Consider the following 17,214-nt stretch of genomic DNA (forward strand, 5'->3'; position numbering starts at 1 on the left):
CAAAATTAGTGTTTATTTAACAAATGTTGTTTCTAAAACGTTTAAAAAAGATTACTATTTCATCAATTGAGTCCTTATTTTACTTTTTTCTATTATTCTTAAGATATACCAAAGGCTCATCCTAATAATAGTTAGTACATTTAGCATTATATGGCAAAACGCAAAAGCAAAAATAGAAAGCGCAGTTCAACTAAAATTCCTAACATTTCTAAGGCAATTTTAGATATCCTTCGTCAAGATCACTCTAAACCTCTTAATTATAAACAGATAGCTGCCAAATTAGGAGTAGATGATGCCAGTAGTCGCAATCAAATTATCAAACGTTTAGCACAATTAGCAGCTAAAAAACAGATTGAAGAGGTAGATCACGGTAAGTTTAAACTTTCTGGTAATCAAAATTATTATCAGGGAGTCTTAGATATGTCTTCTAAAAATGGCGGATATGTTGTGGTTGAAGAGCTTGAGAAAGATATTTATATACCGCAAAATGCGCTTAATAAAGCTTTTAATGGCGATACAGTGTTAGTCTACATGTATAAACAACGAAGAAGAAAAAATCCTGAAGGCGAAATCACCAAAATAATTGAACGCAAAAAAACATCTTTTGTTGGCGTACTTCGATTACAAGAAAAGTTTGGATTTGTAGAAATACAAGATTCAAAAATGTATACCGATATTTTTATTCCGAAAAGCCAAACCAAGGATGCAGAAGACGGTATGATGGTGGTAGCAGAGTTCTTAGAATGGCCGGATAAAGCAGATTCTCCTGTCGGAAAAATTACCGATGTCCTCGGAGTACCGGGTGAACATAATACCGAAATTCACGCTATACTGGCCCAAAATGGTCTTCCGCATGAATTTCCTGCAGAAGTTGAAGAATTTGCCAATCAAATTGATACTTCAATCACTCCTGAAGAAATTAAGAAGCGAAGAGATTTACGGGATACACTAACTTTTACCATCGATCCTAAGGATGCCAAAGATTTTGATGATGCGCTAAGTTTCAAAATCTTAGAAAATGGCAATTATGAAATAGGCGTTCACATTGCAGATGTCTCTCACTACGTGAAACCAGGAACTATTCTGGATGATGAAGCCTTAGAAAGAGCTACTTCGGTTTATTTGGTTGATCGCGTGGTACCCATGTTACCAGAGGTACTTTCAAATAATGCCTGTTCACTAAGGCCTCATGAAGAAAAATATACCTTTTCTGCCATCTTTGAATTGGATAAAAAAGCCAATTTAAAAAAAGAATGGTACGGTAGAACCGTAACCTACAGTGATGCACGTTTTGCCTATGAAGAAGCTCAGCATATTATTGAACATCAGACTGATCAGGAGATTAAAATCCCAAAAGAAATTTCTCTCACAGGAAAAGAATACGCTCCAGATAAGAAGATAGCTGAAGCCATTATCATTATGGATCAGCTAGCAAAGACCATGCGGGCAAAACGTATGCGCAATGGAGCTATTTCATTTGATAAAGTCGAAGTGAAATTTCAACTTGATGAGAATAATGATCCTACCGGAGTATACTTTAAAACCTCAAAAGATGCCAATAAGCTCATCGAGGAATTTATGCTGTTGGCTAATAAAAAGGTGTCAGAATTTGTTGGAAAAAAACAGCCTAAGAAAACCTTTGTTTATCGTTGTCACGACGAACCTAATGAAGAAAAACTTGCCGCGTTGCAAAACATTGTAGGACAATTTGGACATAAATTAAATTTTAAAGATCGCAACTCAATTGCTTCTTCCTTAAATAAGCTCCTAGTTGATGTTCAAGGAACCAAGGAGCAGAATATGGTAGATACTTTGACCATTCGTACGATGAGTAAAGCGTATTATGGAACCGAAAATATAGGTCATTATGGATTAGCCTTTGATTATTACTCGCATTTTACGTCGCCTATTAGACGTTATCCAGATGTGATGGCACATCGTTTATTGCAGCACTATTTGGATGGTGGTAAATCTGCCGACGAAGATAAATATGAAGCTATGTGTGCCCATTCAAGCGAGATGGAATATTTGGCGACCAGAGCAGAACGTGATAGCATAAAGTTTATGCAAATTAGGTTCATGCAGGATCATATGAATGAGGAGTTTTTAGGCGTAATTTCTGGAGTTACAGAATGGGGAATCTACGTTGAAATTATCGCTAATAAATGTGAAGGAATGATTAGGTTGAGAGATATTGAAGATGATCATTATGAGTATGATGCCGAAAATTTCGCTGCCGTGGGTAGAAAAACAAAAAAAGTCTATCAACTGGGAGATGAAGTATACGTAAAAGTAAAAGATACTGATCTAATCCGAAGAACGTTAGATTTCACCTTATTAGGAAGTAGAGCAGAAGTAGAAAAGTAACAATCTCATATTCTGCTTAACTTTTCATAGCTTTGTGTAAAACCACTTTGTTTTAATGCTCCAAGATATCACTACTGCGATTCCCTTAGGATTTGCTTTAGCTTTTCTCATAGGTCCCGTTTTTTTCGTACTGCTTGAAACTGCAGCTATAAAAGGATTTAGAGCGGCTATTTTCTTAGATCTAGGTGTTCTATTAGCAGATGTATTCTTTATCTTAGTTGCTTATCTTAGTAGTTTTCAGCTCCTTGAGAATTTAAGTAATCAGCCTGGTTTGTACGTCTTTGGTGGAATGATTCTTACCATCTACGGGATCGTAGTATATATGCAAAAACCTACGCGTAAAGCCTTGGATCCGGGTAGAGTAAGTATTACCAAAAGCAAATACGCAGGTCTATTTTTAAAAGGTTTTTTACTCAATTTTATCAATATAGGAGTTCTTGTCTTTTGGATGGGTGTGATTATAATTGTAGGACCTTCACTAGATAATGATCAAGGTAGAATGGGGCTGTTTTTTGGAACTATGTTAGCTTCTTACTTTGTAACAGACATTTTAAAAATTTTATTAGCCAAACAACTCAAGAGAAAATTAACACCACGAAGAATATTTAAGCTTAAAAAACTCATGGGTCTAATTCTAATCATTTGTGGATTGGTACTTATCGTAAAAGGCTTTATTCCTGCTGAAAAATTAGACCTTAAAAAAGGAATTGATCAAATCCGGCAACAAGAAGAAAAGGATAAAATCCCAACAATCAAACAAGGTAAGTCACGACAAGAGATAGAAAAAAATTAGAAAATATAAAACCTTCTACAATTTCTTGAGAAGGTTTAGTACTAGTGAGAGGTGTCGAGCGGATTCGAACCGCTGTAGATGGTGTTGCAGACCACTGCCTAGCCACTCGGCCACGACACCCTTAAAAGGTTGCGCAAATATAAGAAGATTTTGCGGCAACCATCAACTAATTGCGCGAATTAGTTAATTCTACACTTACCGACGCGACGTCGCCTCCTAAGGGTGGATTAATTTTAGAAACAGTAATTGTTGCTTTTTGAACTAAGATTAATTCCTTAAATATACGGTCTAGAATCCGTTGAGCGACGTGCTCTAACAATTTAGAACGCACCGCCATTTCATCTTTTACAATAGCATTAAGGTGAACATAATCTATGGTATCGCTTAGTTGATCACTTTCAGCAGAGATAGAAAGATTTCCCTGGACACTTAGATCTACCCGATAATCACTACCTATTTTTTCTTCTTCCGTTAGGCATCCGTGATTGGTGTATACTCGAATGTTTTCTAAGGTAATCTTTCCCATATGATAATTTTAAACAAAAGTAATAAATCTAACAGGTTTACATCAATTGGTAAAAAAGTCAAAGAAATTACCTAGTGCACTAGAGGGAGCTTTGTAAAATTCGGTGTATTTACACTGTTTGCACGTAACAGAACTAAACTTTTCGGTCTGGATATTAAATAATTTGGAAAATCGTCCTCCTGTTGCACGCATTTCTCCAATGGTATATTGGTGATGTCGGCATTTTGGACAGGTATACTGTAAGGGTTTCATAGGTGTACTGTTTTATAGATTAGTACTGAGCAAATGCTTTTTGTTACAAGTGGTCACCTCAATGCTTTTCACTAATTTTGCCAGACTTAATGAGACATTATGAATGAGGAATATATTCCGCTGAATTTTATAGAGCAAATCGTAGAGGAGGACCTGTCAAAGGACTACACACGTGAAGATCTAAAGTTTCGATTTCCGCCAGAGCCCAACGGTTATCTGCATATTGGTCATTGTAAAGCCATATGCATCAGTTTTGGATTAGGCGAAAAATATGGTGCTCCGGTTAATTTGCGTTTTGACGATACCAATCCTGCAAAAGAAGAGCAGGAATATGTAGATGCGATCAAACGTGATATTGCTTGGTTAGGATATACATGGGCAGAAGAATGCTATTCTTCAGACTACTTTCAGCAATTATATGATTGGGCGGTTCTTCTTATTAAAAACGATAAAGCCTATATCGACTCACAGTCCAGTGAAGCAATGGCAGAACAAAAAGGAACTCCTACACAATCTGGTACAAATAGTCCATTTAGGGATCGACCTATTACTGAAAGCCTAGCTATTTTTGAAGGAATGAAGCGAGGGGAATATCAAGAAGGAACTCACGTGTTGCGAGCAAAAATTGATATGTCTAGCCCAAATATGCTTATGCGCGACCCGGTGATGTATCGCGTGATTAATAAATCTCATCATCGCACCGGTAATAGTTGGTGTATCTACCCGCTGTATGATTGGGCACATGGAGAGAGCGATTATATAGAACGCGTATCACATTCATTATGTTCCCTTGAATTTAAGCCCCACAGGGACCTCTATGACTGGTTTTTAGATCAAGTGGTAGAGCCCGGTACGTTACGCCCTAAGCAGCGAGAATTTGCCCGTTTAAACCTGAGTTACACTATCATGAGTAAACGTAAACTGTTATGTTTGGTAGAAGAAGGTTTAGTTAGTGGCTGGGATGATCCCAGAATGCCTACGGTTAGTGGTCTTCGCCGAAGAGGATACACGCCTGCGAGCATACGTAAGTTTATTGATACCGTAGGGGTGGCTAAACGAGATAATGTGATTGATGTGTCTCTCTTAGAATTTAACATTAGGGAAGATTTGAATAAAACAGCGCCCAGAGTCATGGCAGTATTGGATCCGGTGAAGTTAGTCATCACCAACTACCCGGAAGGTGAGGAAGAGTGGCTTGAAGCCGAAAACAATCCGGAAGACGAAGCAGCAGGAACACGCCAAGTACCATTTTCAAAAGAACTATACATTGAGCGCGAAGACTTTAAAGAAGAAGCGAACAGAAAATTCTTTCGATTAACCTTAGGGAAAGAAGTACGTTTAAAAAACGCTTATATCATTAAGGGTGAAGAAGTAGTAAGAGACGATAACGGGAATATTATCGAAATACACTGTACCTATGACCCTGAAAGTAAAAGTGGGAGTGGTACCGAAGCCTCCATGCGTAAAGTAAAGGGAACTTTACACTGGGTCTCCATTAGGCACGCGCTGAAAACGGAAGTGCGTTTATACGATCGTTTATTTAGTCATGAGGCTCCAGATAGCGACAAGGATAAGGATTTTACTGAATTTTTAAATCCCGAATCGTTACAGGTAATTACTGCCTACGCAGAACCAAGCTTATCTGCGGCTAAACCAGGTGAGCGTGTACAATTTCAACGTAAGGGATACTTTTGTGTAGATCAAGATAGTACTGAGGATTTGATCGTCTTCAATCGCACGGTTACTTTAAGAGATTCTTGGGTTAAGAAATAAAAGATTCCCGCGAAAGCGGGAATCTTTATATTGACTGATAATTTTGAAATTTTATTTCTTCCCACCCAACTTCGCCTGATCTTCATTTTTCTTTTTCATCTCTTCACCAATGCGGTTTGAAGCGACAAAAGAGGCAATCATATTATTAAGCATATCACTACCGGCTTGGGGAGAGTTTGGGAGGAGAATTAAATTACTGTTGGTTTCTTCACCCAGTGACTGCAAGGTATCGTAATGTTGCGTTACTACGATAAGGGCAGAAGCTTCTTGAGAGTTGATACCAACATTATTTAAGACTTCTACAGACTCTTCTAAACCACGCGCAATCTCCCTACGCTGATCTGCAATACCTTGACCTTGTAAACGCTTACTTTCAGCTTCTGCACGGGCTTTAGCTACGATTTTGATACGCTCAGCTTCAGCTTCATATTCAGCAGCTACTTTTTCACGTTCAGAAGCATTAATTCTGTTCATAGCTTCTTTTACCTGCGGATCCGGATCAATATCGGTCACAAGAGTTTTGATAATGTCATAACCATAGTCCCCCATAGCTTCATTCAATTCTCCTTTAACTGCGATGGCGATATCATCTTTACGCTCAAAAACGTAGTCTAATTTCATTTTAGGTACTTCGGCACGTACTACATCAAAGACGTAAGAGGTAATTTGATCTTGCGGATTTTGGAGTTCATAAAAAGCTTCGTAAACCTTTTGAGACAGTACCTGAAACTGAACCGAAATTTTAAGACGTACAAAGACATCATCCTTGGTCTTAGTTTCTACAATCACATCCAATTGCTGAATACGCAGATTTACCCGCCCTGAAATGCGATCTACCAACGGAATTTTTAATTGAATCCCTGAGGATCGAATGCTATGAAACTTTCCAAAACGTTCAATGACGGCAGAGGTTTGCTGACGAACAATAAAAATTGCTGAAATAAGAATGATAAGCGAAAAAAAGGATAGAACAATAAAAAAGATGTAGCCCATAATAGTCAAAGTTTAGTTAGTGATCGTCGTAAATTATATGTCGCAATAAGTGTAACATTGTTACAATTTAAGGTTTTGGAGACTTTTAAGATAAAGAATCTATTGCGAAGCGAATTCGCTCAATCGTTTCTCTTTTCCCAACAAACGCTGTGATTTCAAAAACATCTGGTCCTTGTAAGCTACCTACTAATGCTAATCGAAAGGGCATCATCACTTTACCAAAGCCCACTTCTTTTTGACCAATCCACTCTTTTACTTGGTTTGTTAGATTTTCTACATTGAAGGTTTCGATTGTCTCTATTTTCTGCGCAAGTTCTCCCATTAGGGTTGCAGTTCCATCTTTCCAGGCTTTTTTAGCTGCTTTTTCATCAAAAACAACCGGAGCAACAAATAAAAAGTGACCTAAATCCCAGAGGTCTTTGGTAAATACCGCACGTTCTTTGAGCATTTCTACAGCTTTTAAGACTCGCTCATCTGCCGCGTGAACATCGTAGTCCTTGAGAAGCTCCTTAAATTCTGTCGCAATGGATTCATTATCTCTTTCTTGAAAATAATGTTGTTGAAACCATTTAGTTTTTTCAGGATCAAATTTAGCTCCAGATTTGTTGATGCGTTCAAGATCAAAGGCTTGTACTAACTCTTCGATGGAGAAGATTTCTTGTGCTGTACCGGGATTCCACCCTAAAAACGCTAACATATTGACCACCGCCTCAGGCTGGTAACCATTTTCTCTATATCCGGCAGACAGTTCATCGGTAGCGGGATCCTTCCACGCAAGTGGAAAAACAGGAAAGCCCATTTTGTCTCCATCACGTTTGCTTAACTTTCCTTTACCTACAGGTTTTAGTATTAAAGGTAAGTGCGCAAATTTAGGTGCTTTCCAGTCAAATGCACGATACAATAGCATATGTAACGGCATAGAGGGCAACCATTCTTCACCACGAATCACATGAGAGATTTCCATTAAATGATCATCAACAATATTGGCCAAGTGATAGGTTGGCATGCCATCACTTTTAAAAAGAACTTTATCGTCTAAGGTATTGGTATCAATAGAAATTTCGCCTCTAATCTCGTCAAACATGGTCAAAGTTTCATCCTGGGGAGTCTTAAACCTTATGACATAATCCTCACTTGCATCTAAGCGTTTTTGGACTTCTTGAGAAGAAAGTGCCAAGGAATTTTTAAGCTTTAGGCGATTGTGCCAGTTATATATAAAGGTCTTTCCTTTTGCTTCGTGATCTTTACGGTGATGGTCTAACTCTGCTGCCGTATCAAATGCGTAATAGGCATTATTCGTAGCGATCAACTGATCTGCATATTGCCGATATATTTCTTTACGCTCACTCTGCCGATAAGGACTAAAAACTCTTTCTTTTAAAGGACCCTCGTCATACGGAATATTACACCATTTTAAGGCATCGATGATGTATTGTTCAGCTCCCTTTACATAACGATTTTGATCAGTGTCTTCAATTCTAAGCACAAAGGTGCCATAGTGTTTTTTGGCAAATAAATAATTGAAAAGGGCGGTTCTCACACCTCCTATATGTAGAGGTCCAGTAGGACTTGGCGCGAATCTTACGCGAACGTTTTTGGTCATAATTGGATTTTAACTTCAAAGATACGACCTAAATCTTCGCGTAAAAATGCTTTTCGTCGTTAAAAACGGCACACATTGTGGTAAATATTGGGTCGAGAGGTTTAAAAATATCGGCTAGATACAATTGTTGATAACCTTTTAAAAACCTCAGAAACCCTATTGTTTACAGGGGTTTAGATAATTTTAGCTTTGTATAGTAAATATATTGTATGAAAAAATCGGGGAGTTTTATCATCGCTTTATTCTTATGCTGTGTTGGGTTTGGGCAAGCGCTTGAAATCGAAAATAAGGTGTTTAAGAAGAAAACGGTAAACGAAAAACAACAGTTTAGTTATTACAGAGGAGTTGACAATTCTTTTAGAGAACGTTTAAAAAATGCCTCTAATATTACATTAACCGATAAAGATGGGAATACACGTGAAATAATAATTGAGGACGAAGACCCTACCAAGAAGAAAAATGAGATTCTACCTGGTAAGAAAGAGCCAAAGAAGTATGTAGCCATTAAGGATCCTAAAAAGCTTCAAGAGTTAGTTCCTGTATATCCTAAGTCAACACCAACAGTTATTGAGAATATTGAAGATAATGTCGAGGTTAGTGATGAAGAGACTAAAAGCTTATTGTCTTTTATCGATACGGACAAAGCTGTTCAAGAGGTCGATAATAGTTTTAAGCATAATGTAAACCTCTATCCTAATCCTACAAAAGGGGCGTTTCAAATAGACTTTGGAGAAACAAAACGAAACATCCAAGTTTCGATATTCAATGAAAGAGGATTCTTAACGTTTAGAAATGTATATTTAAATTACTCCCGTATTTCGATAAAAGAGAAGTTGAGTAAAGGAACCTATTATTTGAATCTGGCCGCTAGTGATGAATTTGCTACGTACAAACTCATTGTAGAGTAACTTTATATTCTATCAAATTTTCCTTCATGTGTTGAGGAACTCTTTTGTTCATTATTTTGAACCAAAGGGGAGGAATTAATGCAATAACCATAGAAGTAGGATAACCATAAGGCAACTGTGGGCTTATATCATGGTAATCCAATAATTGATATTTTTTAGTTGATTTATAGTGATGGTCACTGTGGCGGGTTAGTTCATACAAGAGGATACGACCAATAATGTGATTGGAATTCCATGAGTGAACTTCGGTAACGCGTTCATATCGACCGCTTTCTTTTTTATTTCTTCGTAAGCCGTAATGCTCTATGTAGTTGATGGTTTCTAATAATAAAAAGCCAACTACCCCTACGGCAATCGCATACAACACTCCAGTGATTCCAAAAAAGAAACCTACCGTAGCCAGATAACCCAGCTGAGCTAGTATATACCACAGCATATCATTTTTGATTGATATGAAACCAGTGCCATTAGTTACAAGTAATTTTTTTTGAATACGCCATGCACTGAGATATTGCCCTATGACAGAGCTTACCCAAAACTCATATAAACTTTGATTATACTGGGCAGTTGCCGGATCTTCGGCAGTAGCAGCTTTCAAGTGATGACCAAAATTGTGTTCAACGTAGAAATGCATATAAAAAGAGGGAAGGAGTAGAATTTTAGCGATAATTTTTTCAGCTACAGTGCTACGATGACCAAGTTCATGTGCTACATTGATTCCGCTAGAACCAAGAACGATTCCGGTTGTTAAAATTAAACCTATAATTTCAATAGAGGTAAGCGCATAGGTATTAAAAGTATAGATGGAATACACTAAAATGCTAATGACAATAGGGAGGTTGAGATACAGTAAAATGTCAAACCAAATAAGATTGCTTTTTTTGTTTCTTTCTTCAGCATCTAAATTTTTTGTGTTTTGGTAAGCCAGTAATTCAATAACTGGAACTAAGACAAAGGCGAATACTGGAGTTGTAAAAGACCAAATATCCTTAAAGTAAATACCTAGTATAGCAGAAATAGGTATGGTATAGGCGAAAAGATATTTGATATTTTTCATGTCATTTTAACGTTAAAAGGTCACTGTAATGAAACAAAGTTAATAATTTAGCAAGATAATTGCTGTAACATACTCAACATCAATCCAATTTTAACGTATGACAAACTACGAAAAGCTTTGTTCAAAGCTAGAAAGTTTTATTAGAAAGTATTACACAAATCAGCTTATCAAGGGAGCGATCTTTTTTGTAGGGTTAGGGCTGATTTATGTTGTAGTTTCTTTGATATTAGAGTATTATTTGTGGTTAGGAACCTTAGGTAGAAGTATCCTTTTTTGGAGCTTTATTGTTTTGGTTGTTTTTTTATTAATTCGTTTTATAGTTATTCCACTATCAAAACTTTTCAAATTGGCTCAGGGAATTAACTATGAAGAAGCGTCACACATCATAGGGAACTATTTTCATGAGGTTGATGATAAGTTGCTTAATGTACTACAACTTAACAATCAACATAAAGATTCTGATCTTTTATTAGCAAGTATTGATCAAAAATCTGCAGAGCTACAGCCGATTCCGTTTGGGTTGGCAATCAACTTTAAAAGGAATCTTACCTACGTAAAATACGCGACAATACCAGTTTTAGTTTTTTTTGCAGTATGGGCTTCAGGAAATGGATCTATTTTTTCTGAAAGTTATGAGCGTGTCGTAAACTATGACAAAGCTTATTTGCCTCCAGCGCCATTTCAGTTTTTCGTCATCAATAATTCTCTAAGAGTTCATGAAAATAACTCCTTAACTCTTAAGGTAAAAACTGAAGGAGAATACATTCCTCAAGATGTCAAAATCTATTTCAATGATCAGGAGTATTATTTGAAGAGTAGTGAATCCAGTACATTATATTTTACATTTGAAAATATTACGGAAGACCTCACATTTTATTTAGCTGCCAACGAAGTCAGAAGTCAATTATATACCATTAAAGTCATTCAAGTGCCTGCACTACTAAATTTTGAAATGATCTTAGACTACCCCAAATACACGTTGAAAAAGGATGAGATTATTTCTTCTACAGGTACAGTCACTATTCCAGAAGGCACCGTAATCAATTGGAAACTTAATACTAAATCGACCAGCAATGTTGATTTTGTTACTTCTGATACCGTGCACGCGTTTGAGCAAAAAAACACAATTTTTACATATCGTAGATCAATAAGGAACAGTTTGGGATATGAGCTAATTACCTCTAATGATGAAGTGAAAAATTACGAACGACTAGCTTATCAACTCAAGGTCATAAAAGATTTATCTCCAACAATAAGGATTGAAACCAAATTGGACTCCACCGATAGTCAATCAGTTTATATCAAAGGAGAGGTCAGTGATGATTATGGATTAAAAAAGACGCGTATAGTATATTATCCGCAGGAAAACGAATTAAATAGAAAAGTCAGTGAGATTAAGACCGGAAAGGGAACGGTCGATCAGTTCTTATTTATATTCCCTGGTGGATTAGATGTTGAAGAAGGTGTAGCTTATGAGTATTACTTTGAGGTGTTTGATAATGACCAAGTAAATGGATCTAAAAGCACCCGATCTGGAACGAATGGATTTAGAAAGAACACCAAAGAGGAGAAGCAGAGGGAACAGTTACAAAAGCAGCAAAAAAACATAGAAGCACTAGATCAAAATATAAAGAATAAAGAAGCTTTTCAAAAAGAGCTTTATCAAATTAACCAAGAGCAAAAAGAAAAAACGTCTCTTAATTATAATGACCAGCAAAAATTAAAAGATTTTTTAAAGCGCCAGCAAATGGCTGAGCAGTTGATGAAAAATTATACTAAAGAGCTTAAGGAAAATCTGAGCGTGTTCAGGAATGACGAGGAAAAGATTGATCCTAGAAATAAGGATTTGCAAGAGAGATTAGAACGAAATGAAAGCAAACTTGAGGAAAATGAAAAGTTATTAGAAGAACTTCAAAAGTATCAAGACAAAATTGATAAAGAAGAACTTAATAGAAAACTTGAAGACTTAGCAAAGCGAAATAAAAATCAAAAGCGTAATCTGGAACAATTACTTGAGCTAACAAAACAATATTATGTAGAACAAAAGGCAGAGAAAATCACTGAGGATCTACAAAAGCTAGCCGAGAAGCAAGAGCAATTAGCTAAGAAAAACCAAGACGACAATACATCAGAAAAGCAGGAAGAACTCAATGAGAAGTTTAATGAACTTCAAAAGGATCTTAATGAATTGCAAAAAGAAAACAATGAGCTAAATAAGCCCATTGCACTGGATCGAGATAAGGGGAAAGAAGAGGCAGTAAAGAATGATCAGAATGAGGCTAAAGAGAATTTAGAAACTAAGGAACAAGAAGAAGAGGGTAAACAGGAAGAGGAGGAAGGTCAGGAAGATAATAAGGAGGAAGGGAACCCTTCAAACGAAGAACAAGATTCTCCACAAGACTCTCCAAATTCACCATTTCAAAAAGCACGACAAAAACAAAAAAGTGCGGCTAAGAAAATGAAAGAAATGAGTGCTCAAATGGCGATGAATATGCAATCCAGTTCTCAGGAAGGAGAATCGGAGGATGCCGAGATGCTTCGGCAAATATTAGATAACCTGGTTGTTTTTTCTGTAGAGCAGGAGGATTTAATGAATAGTTTTAAAGCGTTGGATAGAGGAAATCCTTCGTTCTCAAAAAAGCTGAGGCAGCAATATATCTTAAAAGAGAATTTTATACATGTTGATGACAGTTTATATGCATTAGCATTAAGAAACCCACGGATAACAGAGAAGATTACTGAAAAATTGACTGATATAGTGTTTGATCTGGATAAGGCGTTAGAACGTTTAGCAGAGAATCAGTTAAATCAAGGCACAGCTAGTCAACAGTATGTGGTAACCGGAGCTAATGACTTGGCGTATATGCTTTCCAAAGCGTTGGAAGACATGCAGTCTGGTGGATCAGGATCAGGATCAGGGAGTGGCAAGGGGAAAGGTAAAGGTCGTGGATTTCAACTTTCTGACATTATTCAAAAGCAAGAAGATCTAGGGGAAAAAGCGAAATCAGCTCAACGTAAAGCTGGAGAAGGTCAAGGTAAATCTGGTAAACAAGGAGATAATGAAGAATCCGGTAAGGGAAAAAAGGGTGATAACGGTGAAAATTCTGAGAACGGAAAGGACGCAAAGGGTAATGGAAAAAGGGAAGGTAACGGGAATAAGGATAGTCAGGATGGCTTAAACAATGCAGAATTGTATGAAATCTACAAACAACAACAGCAATTACGAAATGATTTGGAGAATCGCTTGCAAAAAGAGGGACTAGATGGTAAAGCAAGAAATCTTCTAGAATCTATGAAAGATGCTGAAAATGAGTTGATTAATAATGGTTTAACTAATTCAGTTATTCAAAAGCTTGACGCACTAAAGCATCAATTATTGAAGTTAGAACAAGCCGCTTATCAACAAGGTCAAAAGGAGGAGCGAAATTCCTCTACAAGCACTAAGGTGTTCACTAATGATGTAGAGCAAATACAAAAGGCTAAAGAATATTTTAACCTCATCGAAATTTTAGATCGGGAAGCCTTACCTTTGCGCCCCAATTTTAAAGAGAAGGTACAAACCTATTTTAAGTCGAAAAATGATTAGCTTTTTTAACGAGGTAGAGGGGCAGATGCAGTTTTTAGATACTTGGAAGGAATGGATACGAAAAGCCGTTAAAACTGAAGATAAAGTTTTGGGCGAATTGAATATTATTTTGTGTGACGATAATTATTTGCTGGGATTGAATCAAAAATTCTTGAATCATGATACCTTAACCGATATTATTACATTTGATAATACGTTAGGGAGAACTATTTCGGGTGAAATATATATATCCTATGATAGAGTAAAGTATAATGCTGATAAATATGGAGTGTCACATAAAGAGGAATTACAACGCGTAGTGATTCATGGAGTTTTACATCTTTGTGGCTATAACGATAAAACCGAGGATCAAAAAGCTGAAATGCGGAAAAAGGAAAATGACAAATTAGAGATGTTCCACGTGGAGCAATAGGAGGATTATGTTTAGAGAGAAATATGATGTAATTGTAGTAGGGGCCGGACATGCAGGTAGCGAAGCTGCAGCGGCTGCTGCCAATATGGGCTGTACTACGCTTCTTATTACGATGAATCTTCAAAATATAGCACAAATGTCTTGTAATCCCGCTATGGGAGGAATCGCTAAAGGACAAATTGTTCGTGAGATTGATGCATTGGGAGGCTATAGTGGACTGGTTAGTGACACCAGTGCTATCCAGTTTAAGATGTTGAATAAATCAAAAGGTCCCGCTATGTGGAGCCCGCGCGTTCAAAGTGATCGAATGATGTTTGCTCAACATTGGAGAGAGCGTTTGGAACGTACTGAGAACTTGGATTTTTACCAGGAAATGGTTTCAGGATTGATCGTTGAGGCTGGTCAAATCAAAGGTGTGCAAACTTCTCTTGGAATTAAGGTAAAAGGGGACACTGTCGTCTTAACGAATGGAACGTTTCTCAATGGATTAATTCACATAGGTGAAAAGCAATTTGGCGGGGGAAGAGCAGGAGAAAGAGCAGCAACCGGTATAACCGAACAGTTAATAGAGTATGGTTTTGAAGCCGGACGCATGAAAACGGGAACTCCTCCGCGAGTAGATGGGAGATCCTTGGATTTTGATCAAATGGTAGAGCAACCCGGAGATCAAAATCCTGCTAAGTTCAGTTATATGCCCGAAACGAAACCACTGCAGCGTCAGCGTTCGTGCCATATGACGTATACATCAAATGACGTTCATGATAAGCTGCGTGAGGGATTTGACCGTTCTCCCATGTTCAATGGTAGAATTAAAAGCTTAGGACCGAGATATTGTCCCAGTATTGAGGATAAAATAAATCGTTTCTCAGATAAGGATAGGCATCAGTTGTTTGTTGAGCCAGAGGGGTGGAATACAGTTGAATATTATGTAAATGGTTTTTCCACCTCATTGCCAGAACAAGTTCAATATGATGCATTGAGATCTGTAAAGGGTTTTGAAAACGTCAAATTTTTTAGACCTGGTTATGCTATTGAATATGATTATTTTCCGCCGACTCAGCTAAAGCACACGTTGGAGACAAAAATCATAAAGGGGCTATATTTTGCTGGTCAGATTAATGGTACTACAGGCTACGAAGAGGCAGCCTCACAAGGTATTATGGCGGGAATAAATGCGGCTCTTAAGATTAAGAATAAAGATCCTTTCTTGTTGAGACGCGATGAGGCATATATCGGTGTTTTAATAGATGATTTGATAACAAAGGGAACTGAGGAGCCTTATAGAATGTTTACATCACGGGCGGAGTATCGAACCTTATTGCGTCAGGATAATGCAGATTTTAGGCTTACAGAACGATCGTACAACCTTGGTTTGGCAAGAGAGGATAGATTGAAACAGATGGAAAAGAAACGTAAGGCTTCGCATAAGTTTGTAGAATTTTTTAAGGAGACCAGCGTAAAGCCTGAAGAAATAAATCCTATACTTGAAGAGCGTAATTCTGCAGCGGTGAAACAACAGGATAAAATGTTTAAAATTCTTGCACGGCCAAATGTACGGCTGGAAGATTTGAAAAATATTAACGCTGTTTCCAGGTTTATGGGTCATAATGAAGTCGATGATGAAGTTATGGAACAGGCCGAGATTCAAGTGAAGTATGCCGGTTACATTGAAAAGGAAAAATTAAATGCCGATAAATTAACGCGGCTGGAGTATGTAACAATTCCAACCAATTTTGACTACACTAAATTAAAATCAATGTCTTTTGAAGCCCGTGAAAAGCTAGCCGCCATTAAACCGGTAACGGTTTCGCAAGCCTCGCGAGTTAGTGGCGTGAGTCCGGCAGATATTTCCACATTGTTAGTTTTCTTGGGAAGGTAGGGTTCCACGTGGAACGATTTACGCTATGAAAGAAAGCTCTCAAAATCCACCTTACTTAAATGTGACGGATCATAGCGTCACTGGTGAGAAATTTTCTTTAGTCGAGGATGATACCTACGATATATTAAAAACAATTCCACAGCCTTACATTACAGATCTTCCTAAGTACTATAAAAGTGAAGATTATATTTCTCATACTGATGCCAGACGAACTATTTTTGAGCGTCTTTATGGAGGAGTCAAAAATTTAATGCTTAACAGGAAAATAAAGCTGGTTAATTCTTACGCCCCAATGAAGGCAAATATACTAGATATTGGTGCTGGTACGGGCAGTTTCGTAGCATCCGTAATTCAAAAAAGACCTATGTGGACAGTCCACGGGATCGAACCAAATAAGGATGCCAGAATACTGGCAACGAAAAAGGGGGCTACACTAAATACGGATTCGGGTACATTTAAGGATAATTTTTTTGATGTCATTACGATGTGGCACGTTCTAGAACATGTTCCTGATCTTGAGAAACAGATTAGAGAATTGGATCGTATTTTAAAGAAGGATGGAGTCCTGTTTATTGCTGTTCCAAACTTTAAGAGCTATGATGCAAATTATTATAAAGAATTTTGGGCAGCATACGATGTGCCACGACATCTTTGGCACTTTTCTGCAAATGGTATCACCCAACTTTTTAATAAGCACGGCTTTGAGCTGACAGATACAAAGCCTATGAAATTTGATGCTTTTTATGTTGCTCTCCTTTCTGAAAAATATATCAGCGGAAAAATGAATTATATCAAAGCAGGGCTTGTGGGATTTAGATCTAATGCCCATGCATCCAAAACGGGTGAATATTCTTCATTAATTTATATTTTTAAACGAATAAAGCCAAATAACGCGATTTAAGAACGTTTTAGCAGAGAAGAAAGACAATTATACAAGCACAATAAATCGTGTCTCATTTGACATATAAAAACGTCTGTTTTTAATAGATTTTAATTATCAGATATTTTGTAGTTATTGATTAATATAATACAATTCTTTTTCAATAAAAACAGATGAAATTCTCA

At 37.2% G+C, this 17,214-nt stretch carries 13 protein-coding genes and 1 tRNA gene; 8 read left to right on the top strand and 6 right to left on the bottom strand.

Translation table 11 applies throughout. The features are described from left to right. The first annotated feature begins 150 nt into the window (after positions 1-150). Together rnr and ABD000_RS09595 are read left to right on the top strand one after the other, a co-directional pair. Positions 151-2,367 (top strand): ribonuclease R, encoded by a 2,217-nt coding sequence (rnr, locus tag ABD000_RS09590; protein ID WP_343766556.1) that lies wholly within the window; start codon positions 151-153, stop codon positions 2,365-2,367. A gap of 55 nt (positions 2,368-2,422) precedes the next feature. Further along, positions 2,423-3,160: a LysE family translocator gene (locus ABD000_RS09595; protein ID WP_343766559.1), complete on the top strand. Its 738-nt coding sequence runs from the start codon at positions 2,423-2,425 to the stop codon at positions 3,158-3,160. A 49-nt stretch (positions 3,161-3,209) separates the two neighbouring features. Here the strand turns inward: ABD000_RS09595 and ABD000_RS09600 are convergent. The 3 genes from ABD000_RS09600 to ABD000_RS09610 all read right to left on the bottom strand — a co-directional run bounded on the left by ABD000_RS09600 (position 3,210) and on the right by ABD000_RS09610 (position 3,938). After that, positions 3,210-3,280 (bottom strand) — tRNA-Cys (locus ABD000_RS09600). Positions 3,281-3,326: 46 nt separating this feature from the next. Next, the gene (gene folB / locus ABD000_RS09605; RefSeq protein WP_343766562.1) at positions 3,327-3,686 is read right to left on the bottom strand and encodes a dihydroneopterin aldolase; all 360 of its coding nucleotides are present in this window, start codon (positions 3,684-3,686) and stop codon (positions 3,327-3,329) included. 42 nt (positions 3,687-3,728) lie between these two features. Further along, positions 3,729-3,938 carry a zinc ribbon domain-containing protein gene (locus ABD000_RS09610; protein ID WP_343766564.1) on the bottom strand — a complete coding sequence of 70 codons (210 nt, stop codon included), beginning with the start codon at positions 3,936-3,938 and terminating at the stop codon, positions 3,729-3,731. A 99-nt stretch (positions 3,939-4,037) separates the two neighbouring features. On the opposite strand from ABD000_RS09610, the gene ABD000_RS09615 reads away from it, so the two are divergent. After that, positions 4,038-5,711, top strand: coding sequence for a glutamine--tRNA ligase/YqeY domain fusion protein (locus tag ABD000_RS09615; protein ID WP_343766566.1), 1,674 nt, complete (start codon positions 4,038-4,040; stop codon positions 5,709-5,711). Between the two features lie 51 nt (positions 5,712-5,762). Here ABD000_RS09615 and ABD000_RS09620 read toward each other — a convergent pair whose 3' ends face one another. Continuing rightward, on the bottom strand, positions 5,763-6,704 hold the full coding sequence (locus ABD000_RS09620; protein ID WP_343766569.1) for an SPFH domain-containing protein: 942 nt from the start codon (positions 6,702-6,704) through the stop codon (positions 5,763-5,765). A gap of 85 nt (positions 6,705-6,789) precedes the next feature. Then, a complete protein-coding gene (gene gltX / locus ABD000_RS09625; protein WP_343766574.1) occupies positions 6,790-8,307 on the bottom strand; it encodes a glutamate--tRNA ligase in 1,518 nt (505 codons plus the stop codon). A 209-nt stretch (positions 8,308-8,516) separates the two neighbouring features. On the opposite strand from gltX, the gene ABD000_RS09630 reads away from it, so the two are divergent. Further along, positions 8,517-9,215, top strand: a complete 699-nt coding sequence (locus ABD000_RS09630; RefSeq protein WP_343766577.1) for a T9SS type A sorting domain-containing protein — start codon at positions 8,517-8,519, stop codon at positions 9,213-9,215. Here the strand turns inward: ABD000_RS09630 and ABD000_RS09635 are convergent. Next, positions 9,202-10,272 carry an alkane 1-monooxygenase gene (locus tag ABD000_RS09635; protein ID WP_343766581.1) on the bottom strand — a complete coding sequence of 357 codons (1,071 nt, stop codon included), beginning with the start codon at positions 10,270-10,272 and terminating at the stop codon, positions 9,202-9,204. The two genes, ABD000_RS09630 and ABD000_RS09635, sit on opposite strands and share 14 nt — an antisense overlap. Positions 10,273-10,369: 97 nt before the next feature. Here ABD000_RS09635 and ABD000_RS09640 point away from each other — a divergent pair, with 97 nt between their 5' ends. From ABD000_RS09640 to ABD000_RS09655, 4 genes are read left to right on the top strand one after another with little or no spacing between them, the layout of a single operon-like run. Beyond that, positions 10,370-13,858, top strand: coding sequence for a DUF4175 family protein (locus tag ABD000_RS09640; RefSeq protein ID WP_343766584.1), 3,489 nt, complete (start codon positions 10,370-10,372; stop codon positions 13,856-13,858). After that, positions 13,851-14,270 carry an rRNA maturation RNase YbeY gene (gene ybeY / locus ABD000_RS09645; RefSeq protein ID WP_343766587.1) on the top strand — a complete coding sequence of 140 codons (420 nt, stop codon included), beginning with the start codon at positions 13,851-13,853 and terminating at the stop codon, positions 14,268-14,270. Before ABD000_RS09640 ends, ybeY begins: the two co-directional genes overlap by 8 nt. Positions 14,271-14,277: 7 nt before the next feature. Continuing rightward, positions 14,278-16,149: a tRNA uridine-5-carboxymethylaminomethyl(34) synthesis enzyme MnmG gene (mnmG, locus tag ABD000_RS09650; protein WP_343766589.1), complete on the top strand. Its 1,872-nt coding sequence runs from the start codon at positions 14,278-14,280 to the stop codon at positions 16,147-16,149. A 25-nt stretch (positions 16,150-16,174) separates the two neighbouring features. After that, a complete protein-coding gene (locus ABD000_RS09655; protein WP_343766591.1) occupies positions 16,175-17,050 on the top strand; it encodes a class I SAM-dependent methyltransferase in 876 nt (291 codons plus the stop codon). Positions 17,051-17,214 lie beyond the last annotated feature (164 nt).

Origin of the sequence: Gangjinia marincola (assembly GCF_039523415.1) — a bacterium.
In the GTDB taxonomy this organism is placed as follows: domain Bacteria; phylum Bacteroidota; class Bacteroidia; order Flavobacteriales; family Flavobacteriaceae; genus Gangjinia; species Gangjinia marincola.

Bases quoted from the DNA above. Each gene is read 5' to 3' on its own strand.
- rnr (WP_343766556.1), top strand. From the start codon at position 151: ATGGCAAAACGCAAAAGCAAAAATAGAAAGCGCAGTTCAACTAAAATT.
- ABD000_RS09595 (WP_343766559.1), top strand. From the start codon at position 2,423: ATGCTCCAAGATATCACTACTGCGATTCCCTTAGGATTTGCTTTAGCT.
- folB (WP_343766562.1), bottom strand. From the start codon at position 3,686: ATGGGAAAGATTACCTTAGAAAACATTCGAGTATACACCAATCACGGA.
- ABD000_RS09610 (WP_343766564.1), bottom strand. From the start codon at position 3,938: ATGAAACCCTTACAGTATACCTGTCCAAAATGCCGACATCACCAATAT.
- ABD000_RS09615 (WP_343766566.1), top strand. From the start codon at position 4,038: ATGAATGAGGAATATATTCCGCTGAATTTTATAGAGCAAATCGTAGAG.
- ABD000_RS09620 (WP_343766569.1), bottom strand. From the start codon at position 6,704: ATGGGCTACATCTTTTTTATTGTTCTATCCTTTTTTTCGCTTATCATT.
- gltX (WP_343766574.1), bottom strand. From the start codon at position 8,307: ATGACCAAAAACGTTCGCGTAAGATTCGCGCCAAGTCCTACTGGACCT.
- ABD000_RS09630 (WP_343766577.1), top strand. From the start codon at position 8,517: ATGAAAAAATCGGGGAGTTTTATCATCGCTTTATTCTTATGCTGTGTT.
- ABD000_RS09635 (WP_343766581.1), bottom strand. From the start codon at position 10,272: ATGAAAAATATCAAATATCTTTTCGCCTATACCATACCTATTTCTGCT.
- ABD000_RS09640 (WP_343766584.1), top strand. From the start codon at position 10,370: ATGACAAACTACGAAAAGCTTTGTTCAAAGCTAGAAAGTTTTATTAGA.
- ybeY (WP_343766587.1), top strand. From the start codon at position 13,851: ATGATTAGCTTTTTTAACGAGGTAGAGGGGCAGATGCAGTTTTTAGAT.
- mnmG (WP_343766589.1), top strand. From the start codon at position 14,278: ATGTTTAGAGAGAAATATGATGTAATTGTAGTAGGGGCCGGACATGCA.
- ABD000_RS09655 (WP_343766591.1), top strand. From the start codon at position 16,175: ATGAAAGAAAGCTCTCAAAATCCACCTTACTTAAATGTGACGGATCAT.